The sequence below is a fragment of the Pseudidiomarina xizangensis genome (genome assembly GCF_052541995.1).
The window spans coordinates 31,245-50,483 of the sequence record NZ_JBOBQA010000006.1; the positions used below are offsets into that span (position 1 = coordinate 31,245).

At 48.5% G+C, this 19,239-nt stretch carries 17 protein-coding genes and 1 tRNA gene; 6 read left to right on the forward strand and 12 right to left on the reverse strand.

All coding sequences use genetic code 11. The features are described 5' to 3' along the window. Both radA and serB read right to left on the reverse strand, forming a co-directional pair. The gene (radA, locus tag ACQ5ES_RS11465; protein WP_445016968.1) at positions 1 to 1,362 is read right to left on the reverse strand and encodes a DNA repair protein RadA; all 1,362 of its coding nucleotides are present in this window, start codon (positions 1,360 to 1,362) and stop codon (positions 1 to 3) included. Between the two features lies 1 nt (position 1,363). Next, positions 1,364 to 2,023, reverse strand: coding sequence for a phosphoserine phosphatase SerB (gene serB / locus ACQ5ES_RS11470; RefSeq protein WP_445016970.1), 660 nt, complete (start codon positions 2,021 to 2,023; stop codon positions 1,364 to 1,366). Between the two features lie 41 nt (positions 2,024 to 2,064). On the opposite strand from serB, the gene ACQ5ES_RS11475 reads away from it, so the two are divergent. Further along, entirely contained in the window at positions 2,065 to 2,628 is a 564-nt protein-coding gene (locus tag ACQ5ES_RS11475; protein WP_445016972.1) for a hypothetical protein, read from the forward strand. Here ACQ5ES_RS11475 and ACQ5ES_RS11480 read toward each other — a convergent pair. Together ACQ5ES_RS11480 and prfC are read right to left on the reverse strand one after the other, a co-directional pair. Beyond that, entirely contained in the window at positions 2,588 to 3,385 is a 798-nt protein-coding gene (locus ACQ5ES_RS11480; protein ID WP_445016974.1) for a TatD family hydrolase, read from the reverse strand. The two genes, ACQ5ES_RS11475 and ACQ5ES_RS11480, sit on opposite strands and share 41 nt — an antisense overlap. 15 nt (positions 3,386 to 3,400) lie before the next feature. Then, positions 3,401 to 4,990: a peptide chain release factor 3 gene (gene prfC / locus ACQ5ES_RS11485; RefSeq protein WP_445016976.1), complete on the reverse strand. Its 1,590-nt coding sequence runs from the start codon at positions 4,988 to 4,990 to the stop codon at positions 3,401 to 3,403. Between the two features lie 169 nt (positions 4,991 to 5,159). Here prfC and ACQ5ES_RS11490 point away from each other — a divergent pair, with 169 nt between their 5' ends. Beyond that, positions 5,160 to 7,622: a S8 family serine peptidase gene (locus tag ACQ5ES_RS11490; RefSeq protein WP_445016978.1), complete on the forward strand. Its 2,463-nt coding sequence runs from the start codon at positions 5,160 to 5,162 to the stop codon at positions 7,620 to 7,622. 18 nt (positions 7,623 to 7,640) lie between these two features. Here ACQ5ES_RS11490 and deoD read toward each other — a convergent pair whose 3' ends face one another. Genes deoD through ACQ5ES_RS11515 form a run of 5 tightly spaced genes read right to left on the reverse strand, consistent with a single transcriptional unit; the run spans position 7,641 to position 12,139 of the window. Then, positions 7,641 to 8,348 carry a purine-nucleoside phosphorylase gene (gene deoD / locus ACQ5ES_RS11495; protein ID WP_445016980.1) on the reverse strand — a complete coding sequence of 236 codons (708 nt, stop codon included), beginning with the start codon at positions 8,346 to 8,348 and terminating at the stop codon, positions 7,641 to 7,643. A 16-nt stretch (positions 8,349 to 8,364) separates the two neighbouring features. After that, positions 8,365 to 9,591, reverse strand: a complete 1,227-nt coding sequence (locus ACQ5ES_RS11500; RefSeq protein ID WP_445016982.1) for a phosphopentomutase — start codon at positions 9,589 to 9,591, stop codon at positions 8,365 to 8,367. Between the two features lie 4 nt (positions 9,592 to 9,595). Continuing rightward, positions 9,596 to 10,933, reverse strand: a complete 1,338-nt coding sequence (gene deoA, locus ACQ5ES_RS11505) for a thymidine phosphorylase (RefSeq protein ID WP_445016984.1) — start codon at positions 10,931 to 10,933, stop codon at positions 9,596 to 9,598. A 1-nt stretch (position 10,934) separates the two neighbouring features. Next, positions 10,935 to 11,711, reverse strand: a complete 777-nt coding sequence (gene deoC / locus ACQ5ES_RS11510; protein WP_445016986.1) for a deoxyribose-phosphate aldolase — start codon at positions 11,709 to 11,711, stop codon at positions 10,935 to 10,937. Then, a complete protein-coding gene (locus ACQ5ES_RS11515; protein WP_445016988.1) occupies positions 11,708 to 12,139 on the reverse strand; it encodes a cytidine deaminase in 432 nt (143 codons plus the stop codon). The genes deoC and ACQ5ES_RS11515 overlap by 4 nt, the downstream gene beginning before the upstream one ends. Positions 12,140 to 12,309: 170 nt before the next feature. Between ACQ5ES_RS11515 and ACQ5ES_RS11520 the strand changes: the two genes are divergently transcribed. Further along, positions 12,310 to 12,525 (forward strand): YgaP family membrane protein, encoded by a 216-nt coding sequence (locus tag ACQ5ES_RS11520; protein ID WP_445016990.1) that lies wholly within the window; start codon positions 12,310 to 12,312, stop codon positions 12,523 to 12,525. A 9-nt stretch (positions 12,526 to 12,534) separates the two neighbouring features. Next, positions 12,535 to 12,846 (forward strand): ArsR/SmtB family transcription factor, encoded by a 312-nt coding sequence (locus ACQ5ES_RS11525; protein ID WP_445016992.1) that lies wholly within the window; start codon positions 12,535 to 12,537, stop codon positions 12,844 to 12,846. Here ACQ5ES_RS11525 and rimI read toward each other — a convergent pair. The 3 genes from rimI to ACQ5ES_RS11540 all read right to left on the reverse strand — a co-directional run bounded on the left by rimI (position 12,843) and on the right by ACQ5ES_RS11540 (position 13,800). Further along, positions 12,843 to 13,289 (reverse strand): ribosomal protein S18-alanine N-acetyltransferase, encoded by a 447-nt coding sequence (gene rimI, locus ACQ5ES_RS11530; protein WP_445016994.1) that lies wholly within the window; start codon positions 13,287 to 13,289, stop codon positions 12,843 to 12,845. The genes ACQ5ES_RS11525 and rimI overlap by 4 nt on opposite strands. Continuing rightward, on the reverse strand, positions 13,282 to 13,686 hold the full coding sequence (locus ACQ5ES_RS11535; RefSeq protein ID WP_445016996.1) for a hypothetical protein: 405 nt from the start codon (positions 13,684 to 13,686) through the stop codon (positions 13,282 to 13,284). The genes rimI and ACQ5ES_RS11535 overlap by 8 nt, the downstream gene beginning before the upstream one ends. 37 nt (positions 13,687 to 13,723) lie before the next feature. After that, positions 13,724 to 13,800 (reverse strand) — tRNA-Trp (locus ACQ5ES_RS11540). Positions 13,801 to 13,956: 156 nt separating this feature from the next. Between ACQ5ES_RS11540 and ACQ5ES_RS11545 the strand changes: the two genes are divergently transcribed. Beyond that, entirely contained in the window at positions 13,957 to 15,732 is a 1,776-nt protein-coding gene (locus ACQ5ES_RS11545) for an autotransporter assembly complex protein TamA (protein WP_445016998.1), read from the forward strand. Next, a complete protein-coding gene (locus ACQ5ES_RS11550; protein WP_445017000.1) occupies positions 15,729 to 19,214 on the forward strand; it encodes a translocation/assembly module TamB domain-containing protein in 3,486 nt (1,161 codons plus the stop codon). The genes ACQ5ES_RS11545 and ACQ5ES_RS11550 overlap by 4 nt, the downstream gene beginning before the upstream one ends. The last annotated feature ends 25 nt before the right edge of the window (positions 19,215 to 19,239 follow it).

Genomic DNA, 19,239 nt, shown 5'->3' on the forward strand with positions numbered 1-19,239 from the left:
TTAAATGGCCTCTAGTGCTTGTTGCAAGTTTTTTACTACCGTCACTTGCATGCCTTCAATCGCTGCTTTCGGCCGATTGCCAGCAGGTACGATGGCGCGGGTAAACCCGTGTTTCACTGCTTCATTCAAGCGTGCCTGACCATTTTGTACCGGTCGGATCTCCCCGGCCAAACCGACTTCACCGAAAACGATGAGATCTCGCGGTAGCGGCTGTTCGCGGAAACTGGAAACGATGGCCAGCAATAGCGCCAAATCCGCGCCAGTCTCCGTCACCCGCACACCACCAACCACGTTAACGAAGACATCTTGGTCCGACATGTGCAAACCGCCATGGCGATGCAACACTGCCAACAACATGGCTAAGCGGGTGGCTTCTGTGCCTACCGCAACCCGTCTTGGATTCGCCAACTGGCTGGCATCAACCAACGCTTGAAGCTCAACCAGCAGCGGTCGTGTTCCTTCCCAAATGACCATGACCACCGAACCATTACCATGTTCTTCGCCCCGTTGTAGGAAGATCGCCGATGGGTTACTCACTTCTTTCAAACCTTGCTCCGTCATAGCAAAGACACCAAGTTCATTGGCAGGCCCGAAACGGTTTTTATTACCTCGTAACGTACGAAAGCGCGAATCCGCTGTCCCTTCAAGCAGGATGGAAGCATCAATACAGTGTTCCAGAACTTTCGGACCCGCGAGGGAGCCATCTTTTGTGACATGGCCTACCATAATGATGGCAACCCCTTTTTGCTTGGCATAACGGGTTAGATAGGCTGCCGACTCTCGCACTTGCGAAACACTACCCGGTGCAGATTGGATATCAGCAAGATGCATCACTTGAATTGAATCGATAACCATAACTCTAGGTTGTTCTTTGTCAGCCAAGTCACAAATCGTTTCAACTGAGGTTTCCGCTAGCATCCGTAACTGGTCAGTGGCCAGCCCTAGCCGCTGTGCTCTTAACGCAACCTGCTGCAAGGATTCCTCACCGGTTACATAGAGCGTTTTCATTTGTGCAGCTAGCTGACACATGGTTTGCAATAACAAGGTGCTTTTACCAGCACCTGGCGAACCACCTATGAGAATAGCTGAGCCTGGCACAATCCCACCACCCAGCACCCGATCGAATTCCTTGTAGGTACTGCTGAACCGCGGTAAATCTTGTAAATCAACCTCGCCGAGCGTTTGTACTTTGGCTTGGGTTGATCCGGCAAAGCCACGACGCTCAACACTTGCTGCTTTAGCACTGGCAAGGCGCACCTCAGTCAATGAGTTCCACGCTTTACACTCTTTACATTGTCCAAGCCAACGGACAAAATCTGCTCCACATTCATTACACACGTACGCTGTTTTTGCTTTTGCCATGTTAATTGGTCTCGTTAAGTACTGCTAAATGATGAGCAAGTTGCATAAGGTCAGGTTGCTCAATACACCAATCAGCAACCTCTCGTAACGCAGGCTTCGCACAGTAGGCAACGCCCATTCCAGCAGCTTCCAGCATGGCCCGATCATTTGCGCCATCACCCACGGCAATGGTATTTGCCATCGGAATTTGCCATTGCTCGGCAAGTACACGCAAATAGTCTGCCTTACTTTGTGCGTCAACGATAGGCTCGGCGACTTGCCCGGTGAGTAAGTGATCGCGCCACTGTAATTCGTTGGCTTTGTGAGCATCAAGTTGCAATGCGGTCGCTATCTTTTCGCTAAACCAGGTAAATCCACCAGAAACAACTGCAGCGCGCCAGCCGCGTTGCTGAAACCATTGCACAAGAGTGAGCGCTCCCGGTGACAGCGGAATCGGCTCCAGTAACTGCTGTAATTGTTGCTCATTGACCCCTTCTAACAATGCCACGCGAGCGCGCAAACTTGCGGCGAAATCGAGCTCGCCGCGCATCGCCGCCTCTGTTATGGCGCTTACTTGTGTTTTTTGGCCCACTAGTGCCGCAAGTTCATCAATACACTCAATCGTAATAAGTGTAGAATCCATATCAAATAGAACGATGCCAGGGGCGTCGATATTTACCATTATTGTTGCTCTTGTAGGGTTGCTCAGCGTATAGTTTTGTTATGACAACAGCACAACATGTTATCAATATCATCAAGCTTGTCTATCGCCGTGGACGCCGACTTCTGGTCGCCGTGCTGCTCATTATCTTGATCGAAAACCTCTGGAGTACGATGCAGGAAACGAGTTTGGCCGACTTACAGTCGCACAGCCAGCAACTGGTCGAGCTTACGGCTAAACAAGCTGCAAATGAAGCACGTTACTGGCTTATCGACAATGACGAAGCTAAATTGCAGACGTTAGTTACGAACTTATCGCAACATCCTCTGATCGATTACAGTGCAATTTACGATAACTATGGCCGTCCGATGGTAAGTGCAGATCCTATCGCCGAGCGCGCCAATAACGTTTTTGTATTGATTGAAGAAATCCGTGAGGACCAACTCATCCACGGTTACCTGCATATTGCCATTAATCAGCCGATGTTGCTCGCCGAACCGCTATCGGTGCATCAGTATTTAAGCTATTACGGTCAGTTCCTGTTATTTTTTGCCGTGTTAGCTGGTGTGCTGGTTGCGCTTACCTTCAACAAGTGGCGTTATCGTCGGTTACGGGCGAAGGAATAAGTTGCCGACTGGTTTGCCACAGCTGACGAGCGACATCTTGATAGGCTTCACCGCGCAACTCAGCCAGCACACTGATAACCTCTGCGACCCGACAAGGCTCATTACGTTGGCCTTGATGACCCCTTAAAGGCATATCCGGAGCATCGGTCTCAAGCACCAAAGCGTCAAGCGGGACTGCTTGTACCGCAGCTCTGGTTTTCTTCGCTCGGGTATAGGTAATGGTTCCGCCAATTCCCAACTTAAAACCTTTACTCACCCAATCTTGCGCCTGTTCATAACTACCACTGAAAGCATGCAAAATCCCCTTATGCTGAGGCAAGTCATCAAGATAAGGCTTTAAGTGGTGCAATAAATCATTTTGCGAGTTACGGTGGTGCAAAATTAACGAACGTTGATGCTCTACCGCTAACTCGACTTGACGGACAAACAGCTTGCACTGTTTATCCCAGTCGGAGCAGGTTTTATCGAGCCCGATTTCACCTACCCAATACGCCGAATGCTGCTGCAACTGCTGCTCAACCCAATCGATATCGCCGAGCTTGTGCTCGTCAATGAAGTAAGGATGTAAACCAACGCCATAGTAAAGTTCAACACTGGCAATACGCTGCTGCCGAATTCGCGGGGTATCCCGCCGCGTACCTGGAATGAAAATCGCTCTTACACCTGCGGCGTAAGCGCGTTCAACAACTTCTTCGCGATCGTCGTCAAAAACCTCAAAATCTAAATGGCAGTGACTATCAAAAAGGTTGTTATCCATAGCGAGTCCGACGGATTAGTGTTCTCGCGTATGATGGAACTCGATGTCTGGGTAGCGTTCTGCAGCAAGATTCAAGTTGACCATCGTCGGCGCAATATAAGTGAGATTGTCGCCACCATCTAAAGCTAAATTCACCTCAGCTTTACGCTGGAATTCATCTAACTTACGCTCGCTGTCGGAGGTAACCCAACGCGCTGTCGCAACATTGATATTTTCATAAACGGCGTCAACATTGTATTCAGATTTGAGCCGGTGAACCACCACATCAAACTGCAGTACGCCGACCGCACCAACAATCAGATCGTTATTTGCTAGCGGGCGAAATACTTGTACCGCTCCCTCTTCCGAGAGCTGCACCAAGCCTTTTAATAGTTGTTTTTGCTTCATCGGATCTTTCAAACGGATACGACGGAACAATTCCGGTGCGAAATTAGGAATGCCGCTGAACTTAAACTTTCCACCAGCGGTAAAGGTGTCACCAATCTGAATGGTCCCGTGGTTATGCAGACCAATGATATCGCCCGGATAAGCTTCTTCCACATGTTCACGATCACCGGCTAAGAACGTCAGAGCGTCCACAATACGAACGTCTTTACCCAATCGTACCTGGTGCATTTTCATACCTTTCTCATACTTACCTGAGACGATACGCATAAATGCGACGCGGTCACGATGGCGAGGATCCATATTCGCTTGGATCTTAAAAATAAAGCCTGAAAATTCCGGTGTAGCTGCCGCAATAGCTTCGCCAATGTCGGTTTCACGCGCCAAAGGTCTCGGTGCCCACTGTACTAATCCGTCTAACATGTGGTCGACACCAAAATTCCCTAATGCGGTACCAAAATAGACCGGAGTTAGCTCGCCAGCGAGAAATAGCTCAAGATCAAATTCGTTCGAAGCGCCCTGTACCAACTCTATTTGTTCGCGCAACTCTGCGGCATACTCACCCAGACGGCTATCGAGTTCTGGGTTATCCAACCCTTTGATAACTTCCCGCTCTTGAATACGGTGCCCTTGCCCGGTTTTATAAAGAATCACTTGGTCGTCGAGTAAATGGTAAACACCTTTAAAGTTCTTCCCGGAACCAATTGGCCAGGTGATAGGTGCGCACATGATTTTTAAGACATTCTCGACTTCATCAAGCAACTCAAGTGGATCACGGATATCGCGATCGAGTTTATTCATGAAGGTAATGATCGGTGTATCACGAAGGCGCGTGACATCCATAAGTTTAATGGTGCGATCTTCGACACCTTTGGCACCATCGATGACCATCAAACAAGAGTCAACCGCGGTTAACGTCCGATAGGTATCTTCCGAAAAGTCTTCGTGTCCCGGAGTATCAAGCAGGTTGACCAGAGACTCTCGGTAAGGAAACTGCATGACCGAGGTGGTTACCGAGATACCACGCTCCTTCTCCATTTCCATCCAGTCAGACTTAGCATGCTGACCGGATTTTTTGCCTTTAACCGTTCCGGCTTTCTGCAGGCGCTTACCGTGCAATAATACCTTCTCAGTAATGGTGGTCTTACCCGCATCAGGATGCGAGATAATGGCAAAGGTTCGGCGTTTGGCGACTTCTTTTGCGATTGCAGATTGCGACATCAATTCGTTCCTTTTTAGCTATCCGCGCATTGTCGCTGATCCAGCAAAAAAACGCCAGTCGTGAGCTTTTTAGAAAACTAAAAAACGGGGGTTTACCCCTATATATTCAGTTCTCAACATCATGTCAGTCTGACGGGGTCAATTAAACCAATAAAACAGGACTGCAACCATGATGAACAAAACCAAACTATCGAGTATCACGCTCGCTCTTGCGTTTTCATTATCAACCAGTGTCGGTGTCGCAAAAACATTCGACCCAGACTTACGCTCAATTATTCAAGCGTCGGACGACGCGACGTTACATTCGGTCATTGTAACCTTTGAACAATCCAAAGCGCCGACCGAAAACCAAGTCGATTTTCTTGAGCAACTTGGCCTTAGCGGCTTAGTGCTTAAAGAACTTCCTATGGTAGGGGTGTTAGCGACTCGTAGCCAAATCGAAACCATCTATCAACGTGATGACGTAAGATCGGTTTGGCACAATGACCCGCTGTCCTTAGAAAACGGCGACGCCACGGCCATTACGGGCGTGCAAAACCTTCGCGCTGACCACGATTTACGAAACAATGGTATTCCTTTCTCTGGTCGTGGTATCGGCGTCGTAATTAACGATTCAGGCGTAGATGGTACCCATAGCGATTTGATGTACCCGCAGCATGTGGTACAAAACGTGCTCGCTCAGGTCAATCTCAACAGCCTAAGCGGAATGCTCCCAATTACATACCAAGAGAACGTTGCCAATACCGACATTCTTGGTGGTCACGGTACCCACGTTGCCGGTACTGTCGGCGGTAGTGGTAGTATGAGTAAAGGAGAACACACAGGCGTAGCTCCTGGTGCTTCGTTAATTGGCTATGGTTCAGGAGCGGGTCTTTTCATTCTAGATACCATTGGCGGTTTTGATTACGCTTTACATAACCAATTTACCTATAATATTCGAGTCATTTCAAACTCATTTGGTAACACCGGTGATGTCGGCACAGATTTCAACCCTGATGATCCAACCAACGTTGCCACTAAGCAACTGGCAGATAATGGCATTATCACCGTATTTTCGGCTGGTAATTCTGGTGCCGGTGAATCAACGATTACCGGTAACTTCAAAAAAGCTCCATGGGTTATCACGGTCGCAGCAGGTGATAAGAGCGGTAAACTTGCCGACTTTAGTTCGCGTGGGGTTGATGGCAAATCCGGAGAGGTTGTCGTCGACGGCGAGAATTACACCTGGTTGGACCGTCCTACCATCACCGCACCTGGTGTTGACATTATCTCTGCCCGCGCTTCGCTTTCTAGTTTAGGTGGCCTGAGTGCAGAAAAGGATGCCGAGGAAATCCCAGCCGATCAACTTGCTTACTATACCATTTCCAGCGGTACTTCAATGGCTGCTCCGCACGTATCCGGTATAGTTGCATTAATGCTTGAGGCCAATGCAAACTTGCAATGGCAACAGGTTAAGCAAATAATTCAAGACACCGCGACGGTAATGCCGGGGCGCGACTCCTGGGAGGCTGGAGCTGGCTATATCAATGCGCATGCTGCAGTAAAAGCCGCTCAAGAAAATGCCGATGCCTTCGGTGATACGGTCAAACAGAATCGTACTTTCAATGCCAACGTGCAACTCTCTCAAGGCGATAGCTTCACCCGTACAGTGGAATATTTTCCTGTCGGTACTACCTCTGCAGAAACCTTCGTGGTCGATGAAAAAGCGACCATGGTGCTAGCAAGTGCTCAAATTGAATCGGGTACTGCATTTGTACTTGAGGATCCACTCGGTAATCGCTATGGCTCTGGTATTGGTCTGCCCTTGCTGGGCTCTTCTGTAGGCGTTACCGCACCTGCTGTAGCTGGTACATGGAAAGTTTATGCCCGAGGCATTGGCTCAATTAGTGGGCTTTCACTCGACCCATTGGGTGTAACTAATGGCATCGGTTTACCACTACCCACTGAAGTCTCAATCCGCACTGTTGAATCAGCCGGCGTCACAGGTATCGACGACACCGAGACACATCCAGCTCGCGCGTTTGTCGAACTTGCCATCAACGAGCGTCTGATGGATGCGCAAGCCAGTGGCTTTGCGCCTGATGCTGCAGTAACCAAAATCGAGTTCGCCGATGCACTATCGCTTAGTGGCTTACTCCGTCAGTCACAGCAAGGATCTACGCAACAGTATTTTGACACCACGGCAGAGAATGCTGCGTTTGCCAACGCTGCAGCTGCGGAAAATGGTGCATTGCTTGCCGGAGCTGATGCGAGCGCAGCCCTGCTAGAACCAGGCTCAGGTCAATGGTTCGGTGCTAACGAACAAGTTTCGCGCGTCGACGTTGCTTTCGCACTTGTCCAAGCACTAGGACTTGAGCAACTTGCCGCCAGCTTTGATCCGGAACAACCGATTCAAGTCACTCGGTTTGATCAGATTATTGAGCTTGAAGATAGCTTTGACATCCCCGCTGACAAACGTGGCCATGTACAATTGGCGCTCAACTTAGGAATTGCCCAAGTTGAACTGAGTGTCGAGCAAGACCCGTTTGAATTAACTCCACAACTGACAGCGACATTTGGCGCAGAAAGAACGGTGACTCGGGCTGAATTGGCTCGTGATCTAAGTTTTTTGTTACCGCGCATCGGTAACTAATAACAAGGCGCTGGTGGCCTAGGTCACCAGCGCTTCTAACGTCAATCCGATCATATTAGAAAAACCTGCTTCCCGATCAGCTGCTGCAAGGTGCTCGTCGGTAAGCAAACTGTCCGAGACAGTTAAGACGGTTAAAGCTTGCGCTTTATATTTAGCTGCAGCAGCGTATAACCCCGCAGCCTCCATTTCCACCGCGACAATTCCCATGTCTTGCAGCACCTGCAATTGCTCTGCTGGAAAGTTATAAAAACTGTCCGTAGAAAAAACCTGCCCTACGGCAACATCAACTTCTTCCCTGTCCACATAATTAAGTAGCTTTTGCAACAGTCTTGGCGATGCGGCGGCGCTGTAATCCATGCCAGTGAAACATTTGCGGTTCATGTTCGAATCAGTACTTGCGCAATGGGCGATAATGATGTCATTAAGTCGAAGTGTTGCATCGATGGCACCGCAACTGCCGACACGTACCAGTCGTTGCACCCCGTAAAACTTCATCAGCTCGGTACTGTAGAGTACGCATGATGGCATCCCCATGCCGGTCCCCATTACGGAAATAGGGTGACCTTTATAATAGCCAGTAAATCCCAGCATATTTCTTAAGCTAGTGACACAGGTAACAGCTTCAAGATAATTCTCGGCAATGAACTTTGCTCGCAATGGATCGCCGGGCAGTAAGCAGGTAGCTGCAAAAGCATCATCCGCGGCATTAATGTGAGGGGTTGCCACAATAGTCGTCCTCGCCTCAGAATTTTTGCGGGAGCATAGATGTACCATAGTCCATGGACTCGAGCTCTAGTAGCTCAGCAATACTTTGACCTATATCAGCAAAGGTTTCTCTTTTGCCGAGAGCCGCAGCAGGTAAATTTTTGCCATACATCATTATTGGCACAAATTCGCGGGTGTGGTCTGTACCTTCCCACGTCGGGTCGCAACCATGATCAGCGCTTAGAATCAGCACGTCGTCTTCTGCCAGTGCAGCCATGATATCTGGCAGCAAAGCATCGAAGGTTTCTAAAGCGCGCGCATAACCGGCAACGTCACGACGATGGCCATAAAGTGTATCGAAGTCGACTAGATTGGTAAAAATCAAACTGCGTTGAGGGGCTTTGTTAACAACTTCAATACTCTTGGCGACCAATGCTTCAAGGCCATCAGCTTTGTGCGTTTCAGTAATACCTTGATGCGCAAAAATATCCGCGATTTTACCAATACTGATGACATGACCACCGGCATTTTTTAATTTATCCAATACCGTTGGTGCCGGCGGAGGAACGGAGTAATCACGGCGATTTGCCGTGCGCTGGAAACCATCTTTTTTGCTGCCAATAAATGGGCGCGCGATAACACGCCCGATATTATAGGGTTCAAGCAGCGCACGTACGCACTCGCATAGCTGGTAAAGTCTCCCCAAGCCAAAAGACTCTTCATGGCAGGCAATTTGAAATACTGAATCAGCCGAAGTATAGACAATAGGCTTACCAGACTCGCAGTGCTCTTCACCAAGGCGTTCAATAATTTCTATACCCGACGCGTGGCAGTTTCCAAGGTAACCTGGCAACTGCATTTGCTTGACCATCTGTTGCAGTAATTCTGACGGGAACGAATCTTGTTGTTGTAAAAAATAGCCCCAGTCAAACAATACTGGTACGCCGGCCATTTCCCAGTGACCCGAGGGAGTATCTTTGCCCGACGAAATTTCTTGAGCCCAGCCATAACGCCCGACAGGCTTCGCGATTGGGTCAATACCATCAGGATAACCACCTGTCGCGCCCTTACTAATTTCCGCAAGACCAAGATTGACCAGATTTGGCACATAAAGTCTGCCGCTGCGCCCTTGGTCTGCTTTACCCGCCGCGCATAGCTCGGCGATGTGTCCGAAGGTATCAGCCCCAACATCATCAAACTTTGCGGCGTCTTCCGCTGCGCCAACACCAAATGAATCTAGGACCATAACCACAACGCGAGCCATTTCGCTAATCTCCTATGCGCTGGTATACCGCAGGTGGAAGTTCAGTTCGCTCGCTGCCAAAAGTATAGGCGTTACGTACTGTCTCCGCCGCGGCTTGCCAACTTGCTTCATCGGTCGCGAACACCATGGCAAGTGGGGTTTGCTCATCTACTTTAGTACCTACACCAATGATTTCATCTAGCCCGACACTATAGTCGAGTTGATCTTCGCTACGCCGACGACCGCCTCCCAATGCAACAACCGCCATGCCCACTTGTCGGGTATCGATATCGGTCACCCAAGGCCCCACCGCAAGCTGTTCAGCTGAAGCGTAGATCGGCGCTGCAACCTTCGCCAATGGCAAATGTGTCTGGTAATTTTCGAGAATATCAGCTGGTCCATCGAGCGCCCGCACCATCTGTGCGAACTTATCGGCGGCATTACCGTTGGCCAGAACCTTCTCAACTTGCGCTCGTGCTTCGTCCAAGTCTTTCGCTAAGCTACCTAAAACCAACATTTCCGCTGCCAGGGATACCGTCACCTGGTGCAACCTAGGTGCTCGCCAATCGCCACGCAAATAACGTATTGCCTCACGCACCTCAACCGCATTGCCAGCAGAACAAGACAACACCTGATTCATATCAGTGATTAACGCACTCGTCGCCAGCCCCGCACCTTGTGAGACTTGCACCAAACTTTTCGCCAGCTCCTGGGCGGCGGCTACGTCAGGCATAATTGCACCATTGCCTGCTTTTACATCGAGAACTAAACCATCAAGTCCGGCAGCTAGTTTTTTAGATAAAATTGAGGCGGTGATTAACGGAATGGACTCGACCGTCGCGGTCACATCTCGCGTTGCATAAAAGCGTTTATCCGCAGGCGCGAGGCTACCGGTTTGACCAATTATGGCCACGCCGACAGCTTGCACCACCTGGCGAAATTTCTTATCGCTCGGCAAGGTCTGATAGTTTGGAATTGAATTCATTTTGTCCAAAGTACCACCGGTATGCCCGAGACCACGTCCTGATATCATCGGCACGTAACCACCACAAGCTGCAATGATTGACCCAAGCATCAGGCTTACAACGTCACCGACACCACCAGTCGAATGTTTGTCGAGCACTGGGCCATCGAGCTGAAGATCCTGCCATTGCAATACTTGTCCCGAATCACGCATGGCTTCGGTTAAATAAACCCGTTCGTCCATATTCATATCTTGAAAGAATATAGCCATGGCGAGTGCCGATATCTGGCTCTCAGAAATAGATTGGTCGGTTAATCCGTCTACGAAAAATTCAATTTCTGCACGACTTAGAGTGCCGCCATCACGTTTTTTACGAATAATTTCTTGCGGTAAAAACATATTAATAATTCGTCCCTGATTGATCTCCAGACTCATCGCCTGCAAGCATTGTTTGAATATTTTTCAACAATCCGCTAGCGCCAAACCTAAAAGTGTCTGGAGTTAGATAATCGCGGCCGAGTAGCTCTTCAGCAAGTTCCAGATAGCTCTGAGCATCGGTCGCCGTGCGTACCCCACCAGCTGCTTTGAAGCCACACGTGCCACCGGTTTCCGCAATTACTGTTAACATCTCTCGCGCCGCTAATAAAGTTGCATTTACGCTGACTTTGCCGGTCGATGTTTTAATAAAATCTGCGCCTGAGCCTATGGCCAAATAACTCGCTTCGCGAATCAGTTCTGGTTGCTCGAGTACCCCCGTTTCAAGGATGACTTTGAGTTTCGACCGGTCACCACAAGCCTGCTTACAGGCTGCTACAAGTTGCTCTGCAAGGTTTTTGTTTCCCGTCAAAAATGCTTGATAGGGAAATACTACATCGACTTCATCAGCGCCTGCGTACACGGCTCGTTCAGTTTCTTCTGCCGCACGGTGAGCGTCTTCATAGCCACCGGGAAAGTTTGTCACTGTGGCGATTTTAATGTTGGTTAACGCAAGCCGTTTGCACTCATGTCGCGCCCATACGACATGCTCAGGATAAACACATAGCGCCGCCGGCTGACCAAATGGTGTGTGGGCGCTCTCGCACAGTGCGGTAATTGCTGCTGGCGTATCCTGCAAATTTAGCGAAGTTAAATCCATCAGTTGGATTGCTAGCTTAGCGGCTGCTGCTGTTTCAATCATGAGACAGGTTTCCGATAGGCTTCGATATCAAATTCAAATGCGTCAGGCAGTAGCTCAGCAACTCGCCATTGCCGTAACTGGCCGTCACAGGTAGAGGAAACTGTAGATTCAGCCTTAAAAAACTCGGCTAATACCTGTCGACACGCACCGCAGGGGGCATAAGCTTTCGGTCCGGGAGTGTAAACCATAACAGTTTCCATATCCTTAGCCTCATACCCTTGCGCAAGCGCGCTGAAAATAGCGGTTCGCTCGGCACAATTCGATAATCCATAAGAAACGTTTTCAACATTACAGCCGATGACGACATCGCCATTACGCATCAAAATTGCAGCGCCAACCGGAAATTGACTATAAGGAGCGTAAGCTTTTTCACTAGCTCGCTTTGCATGTTGGCGAAGGAACTCTACCTGTTCGATTGTTTTACTCATACTGTTGCATTCTTGTTCTATGGCAGGACAGCTTACTCTTTTAAGAACTTTAAGCCAAGTTGCTGGCGCCACGGCTTATGTCCTTTCTGCACAAAAATATGGACAAATTCAATTGCACCTTCTATTATTTAGTTACCTCTAAATTAGAGATGCCTAAATTGGGATTCATCATGAGTGTAGAACGCGCGTTAACAGCTTTTGCTGGCTTTATGATAGTATTATCGGTCGCTTTAACTGTTTGGGTTCACCCGAACTTTATCTGGCTGACGGTATTTGTGGGGGCCAACCTGTTTCAACAATCGTTTACAGGCTTCTGTCCGGCAAGTATTGCATTACGTAAGCTTTTTGGTTTAAAAACTGAACGAGAACTTGCGAAATATGAATAGGAAGCATTAATGACAACGCTGACAATTGAAGAAATGCAACAAGATGAAGCACAGAACGCAGCAACATTTTTGCGTTCCATTGCCAATGAGCATCGCCTCCAAATTCTCTGCCATCTTGCCGGTGGCGAACAGAGTGTCGGTGAGTTAAATCAGCATTTCCCATTAAGTGCGTCAGCGTTTTCACAACACTTGGCGGTATTGCGACAGCAAGATCTGGTTAAGTTCAGAAAACAGGCTCAGACCATCTATTACTCTATAAAGGATCAGGATACGCTGAAATTCATGCAGCTACTCAAGACTAAGTTCTGCCCTGACTATTAATCGTCCGCAACTTTGGTCTGCCAGCTCATTACAATAGCGTCTTCACGTTTGTCGCCCAAGGGATAATAATTCAACCGGCGCCCGATCTCATCAAAGCCATGACGCTCATATAACCGTAAAGCCGATGCATTAGAAGCGCGAACTTCCAGCCAAAGTTTTGCCTGTTGCCGCGCAACAAGGTCTTGAACGTGCCGCAAAAGCTGGCCACCAATCCCCTGCCCTTGATACTCCGGAATTACCGCAATATTCATCAAGGTAAACTCATCGCAGACCCGCTGTAGGATAGAGAAACCTTGTACGCTTTGAGCGTCAGAAAACCAACCATAGAGCTCATAACTATCGGTAAAACAGCCCTGCAGCATGCCCTCGCTCCAGGGCATTTGATGGCTCGATTGTTCTATAACATAGAGTTGTTTTTGGTAGGCCGATATGCGTTTAATCATCGATTTTGCAGATGCGCATCCATAAGTCGCGCTTTTGCACAGCACTAAGCTCTGCCAAGGTTAGCTCAGGAAGCTCCAGGTATTTCGCGTTTGCGCTATTATTAGCTACCGATGCTGAAACTTCTGTCGGTTGTTGCGGATTATCCGGTGCAAGCGTGCGCAAGACATCTTGCTGCCAGCTTTGTAGGGTAACGGGCAATGGCGCCGGGCAAATCAAAAGCCAATCCTGAAGTTTATAAAAATAGCTTGTTGCTGTTGCCGCATCACTTGCATCCGCTACTTTCGCAGCAGCTTTCTGCCAAAGCGGTAACTTAAGCGCAGCCAAAGCTTCGCGCTGAGATTTAGTCCAGAGCTGAGATTGTGGATCTGCTGTCGATGGTGTGGATGCTTCGTTCATGAAGACCAGCTTAGCCAATTTCGGAGAAACTTGGAAGTGGCAGGGGTGGAGGGATTCGAACCCCCAACCGTCGGTTTTGGAGACCGCTGTTCTACCAATTGGAACTACACCCCTGCAACGTAGAACCCGAATTATACTGGCACCTTGTGCACTGGCAAGTCTTTTATAGAACTTTACCAATCACTTGCGGTTTTTTTCACCGATTTATCTGCTTTGCTTTGATATACTCTAGCTAACATCAAGTTTTAGCACTGATTAAGGTAGGAACGGATGACATTGAGCCGATTTGGATGGCTGCTGGTAGTACTGATCGGTTGTGGGTTCAGTCAAACTGTTGTTGCTCAACAACCACAACGTGACTTAACGACGTTAAATGTCGTCTTTGCTGGCGTTGATGGCGCGCTTGCTGAAAACGTTCGTAGCTATCTCGAGCTGCTACATTACAATGGTAAACCGACACCGGCATCATTCCGATTACGCTATCTGGCTCGCCGCGGTGACGCTTCGATTCAGCAAGCACTAGAACCCTTTGGCTATTACCACAGTGAGGTCAACCATACTATTTCCTCCGACGCAGAGGTAACAACAGTCAGTTACAGCATAGTTCCGGGTCCAGCCACAAGAATTACTAACATCGATTATCAATTAACCGGCGCCGCCACCCACGACGATATATTTCGCCGACTACGGCGCGAACTGCCGCTAAAACAAGGCCACGTTTTACTGCATAGTGATTATGAACGTAGCAAGAGTATGCTGCGGAGTTTGGCCGCAGAGCGCGGCTATTATGATGCTCAATTTACCCAGCAAAAAATTGCTGTTGAACTAGCTAACCAAAGCGCAACCATTAGTTTGCATTTTGATAGTGGCGAGCGTTACCAATTCGGCGAAGTCACTATTTGTTGCAATCACCTCGATACTGATTTCCTGCAACGCTATTTTCAATTCGAAGAAGGAGATAACTTTCATACCAGAGAACTGCTTGATTTGCAGGTAGCGCTGGCTGGAAGTGACTATTTCGAAACCGTCGAAGTTGCACCACTTTGGAGTCAAGCCGACGGACTACGCGTTCCGGTTTCGGTGCGGGTTACTGCAAACGAACGTGATCATTACCAAATAGGCCCTGGCTACGGCACCGATACGGGTGCACGTTTAACACTTGGTTTCGATCGCCGCTGGGTGAACGACCGTGGTCATCGCTTAAGTAGTATTCTGCGTTTATCGGAAGTGCAGAACACCGGCTTCGTTGATTACATTATTCCGGGTAAAAACCCAAGCCGTGATCAATACAGCATTACCGGCGAAATTCTTGACCGTACTTATGAAGACATCGATTCAACGCTCTATCGCGCAAGTGTTCGTGATGCGCGTCATTACGATTCATGGCAACGCACTTATCAACTCGCTTACCAGAGTGAAGACTATAGGTTCGGTACCGCAGCGCGGCAAACCTCGGGATTCTTTGTGCCTAGCGCAGAATTTAGTTTAGTCTCAACCGAGTTTGACCACGATAACCGTAATCTCATTGATAACGGATATCGACTCAGTGCCCGTATACAAGGCGCAAGCGATGCCTTACTTTCTGATGCAAGCTTTCTATCTCTGTCGTTCAGTGCTAAAGCTGTTTATTCCTTTAATCCGAAGTGGCGTTTGCTGATGCGCGGTGAAGTTGGGGCAATTGCAACCTCAGATTTTTCTAAACTCTCGCCATCGTTACGGTTCTTCGCTGGAGGTGACCATAGTGTACGCGGCTATGCTTATCAGCAACTCGGTTCAACCAATGCTGAAGGTGTTGTCATTGGCGGACAGTATCTTGGCGTAGCAAGTGCTGAAGTTGACTATCTCATCGCGCCAAAATGGCGTGTTGCCTTGTTTTCCGATTTCGGTAACACCGGTATGAAGTGGTCTATGCCGTGGCGGCAGACAATAGGTATAGGAGCTCGCTGGTTATCCCCTATCGGTCCGGTTCGACTTGACGTAGCCCAAGCGATTGATGAACCTGATCGACCTTGGCGTCTGCACCTAACCATAGGACCTGATTTATGAGATGGCTCAAAGGTCTGGCGATCACCGTTGTTGCATTATTTATACTGATTCCGGTTTCAGCTTTACTTCTGGTCGGCACAACCACAGGTTCAAAATGGGTGTTGGACTACGCGCTTGAGCTGGGTCTCGAACCGGCGGGTATCCGTGTTACTTACGACAAGTTCGATGGACGTTTGTTAGACGGACTGCAGCTGAGCGATGCAACCGTCAAAACCGACGCGATCACAATTCAAATGGCAACTGCCAAACTAAACTGGCAACCCTTGGCTCTGCTCGATAACGAACTCTTGATCGATAGCCTCGCCCTTGAGGGTGTGCATCTAACCCTCATCAGTAGTCAGAATCCAGAGCAAAACCCCAAACAAGAAATACAGTTGCCTACCTTACGTTTACCCATCAGCCTCAGTGTTAATGAGTTTCGACTAACGGATGCATGGTTAGAGTCGGACGGACCCGAGCCCGCTCAGCTGCTAGTAACCGACTTGGTCACCCAGCTACAATGGCAGGACACTACACTCAGTTTAAATCAACTTGTTATTGTCTACCAAACATCATCACTTCGTGGGAAAGGAATACTGACAACAGCAAAAAATTATCCGTTTGCGTTCCAAGCCGATTATCAATGGCAAGTCGAGCAAGATGCCATAGCCGTGAACGCAATCAATGGCACAATCGAGCTTGATGGCGCGTTAAAAGAAACACCTATTAAACTACAAAGTAACTTTAGCGCTGATGGAATTGCGTCTCAACGTATTACTGCGACCCTCTCAGAGCCCCTGAACGACCTTCAATGGGCGCTCAGGTTACAACTGCAAGAGCTGCCATTGCAGCTTTTTGACGATGTCATCAAACAGCGTGCTCCACAGTTGCCTGAATATATTAATGCGTCCACTGAGCTATCCGGTGAAGTAACCGCCACGACAGCGTTGATCGAGTTGATAGAAGTCTCATTGATCGATTTTGGGCCAGGTAACGGTAGTGTTAGATTGAATGGTGCTTGGCAGCACAACAACTTTTCCACAAATTATAACTCGCAACACTTTGATTTTACGGCGAACTACACCAACCTTTCATTAGGCCCCATTGCTGAGACGCTAGCAGCCAATAGCCTGGCCATCATTAAAGGTGACGTAAACTTAAACGGAACACCTGAAAATTATAAATTTGCGACCGAGAATCAGGTTTCTTATTACTTGACAACTAAAGATGCCGAACCGCAACAGATGCTTAGCAAGATTGTTGCCGTCGGATCGGGTGATTTACAAGAGATCACGCTAGACAAGCTGGAAGCGTCAAGTAACAATTTCGACCTAGCTGCAACGGCTCACGTTGCCTGGCAACCTGAGTTGGCTGTACGCTTAGATATTTCAAACGGCACAGCAGTTTTAGCTGACGACGATCAGTCTAGCTCGGTGAGCATTGCTGGTGGAGTACTAGTAACCGGTGACGTGATTAGTGCCGACGAGTTAACTTTGGCCGTAGGTCAATCACGTATGTTACTGAACGGGACTACTGCCGGTGACAATAAGGTTTATGCCGAACTTGTTATAGGCGCTCTGCAAGAACTTCCTGGTATGCCTGTGGAAGTTACAGAGCTGGAAAGTCTGACGTTAAACTTCGAACTTACCGCCGACGATAGTCTTGAAAACTTTGAGGTACTAATAAGTGAACTGGCGATCGCCACCGAGAGCTTAGACAGCTGGTCAACAACAAACGCGAGTTCGTTGAAGGTTAGTCAGACCGATACACATTGGCAGTTCCAATCTGAGGCGATTTGCCTTCATCACGACGAGGGAAGTTTGGGTTCAATTTGTCAAACTCTAACTTCTAATCAAGCTAACCTATTTGTTGAGTTTGAAGGCCGGGGACTATCACTTCGGCTGTTAAATCGTTTCCGTGAGCAAGACGTTGCGCAGCGTGTTGCTGGCCATATTAATGTATTTGCCAATGCACAACTCAAACGGGATACCTTTAATCTGGTTGGTTTCACCGCAACCTTAAATAGTGACACTACCGTTTTCTTCGCACTTGACCAAGAAACCAGCACACGTCTTGCCTATTGGGAACTTGAGGCCAAAGGCGATGCTAATGCAATTACCGCAACATTATCCGGAACACTAACCGAGGACCAAGGCGGGTTAATTGGCGATTTCCAACTCTCCGACCTTTATGGAGAACAAAACGTCCAAGGCTCGCTACTATTTCAATTAGATGATTTAGCAATGTTGGACTGGGTACTTCCGGGCCTTCGCTATGAGGGCGGTAAGGCAACAGCGGCTCTCACGTTGAATGGCACACTGGGGTATCCTCAACTTGAGGGAGATATGGAAGTATTTGCCGAAACTGTAGGCTTCGCGCAAACCAACTTGGTATTTAAAGAGGTGCGACTTGCTCTGATAGATAATCCCGAAACTCAAGGCGAACTAGAAATACTCGGTCAGGCGCGTTCTGGTGATAAGGGATGGTTACTGATAGAAGGGCTCGCAGTACCCTTAGCGCAAGAGGCTTACTTGGCGATTGAAGGTCAAGATTTTCGGGCGCTACAACTTCCAACGGCGACCGTCGACATCAGTCCAAACTTACGGGTCTATTTAAAAGATCAGCTGATTGATATTGCTGGCACCGTAGATGTCCCTTTTGCCACTATAACTGCACCTGAGTTCGACAATGCTGTAAGCCGTTCTCCCGATGTTGTCGTTACTCGTAATGGTGAACAAGTCTCTGCTGCTAATAACAATCTCGGCGGAATACAGGTGCAGGCGGCAGTAAGGGTCAATCTGAGCGACAATGTTAGTGTTAACGCCTATGGTTTTGAAGGCAAGCTTTCCGGGAGTTTAGAGGTCGTTGAACAACCACGACGCCCATTAACTGCGGTCGGCAGTATTAATGTTACCGAGGGGCTTTATACGTTATATGGACAAGAGCTTACGATTGACCGAGGATCGTTTATCTATAATGGCGGCACTATCAGCAACCCGGGGCTCAACCTCAGAGTACAAAGGGAAATCGCGGGCGGTGCTGCGGCAAGAAATGTTAATGTAGGTGCTCAAGTTGCCGGTACGCTTATTGAGCCAAACTTTAGATTGTTTTCAACACCAGCGATGCCCGACTCCGAAGTCTTATCTTATTTAATACTCGGGCGCAGCATGCAGTCCGCCTCTTCTTCTACCAGTTCCAATGATTTACAACTGCAAGCCTTACTGATGTTGGGTGCCAAAGGAACTGAGGCTATCGGTGAGTCACTACAAGATACTTTCGGCTTTGACGAATTTGGTCTTGACTCTGACTCAGGTACGCGTGAAACCTCTTTTTACGTTGGTAAATACCTATCACCCAAGCTCTACGTAAAATACGGCATCGGCTTACTTGATAGTACCAACACCTTTATGGTTCGTTATCAACTGACCGAACGGTTATTGATCGAAACAATGACCAGCAGTAGAGCCCAAGGCGGCGATATCTTTTATACCTTTGAACGTTAGAAGAAAGAGCAAAGGCGATGTTGGC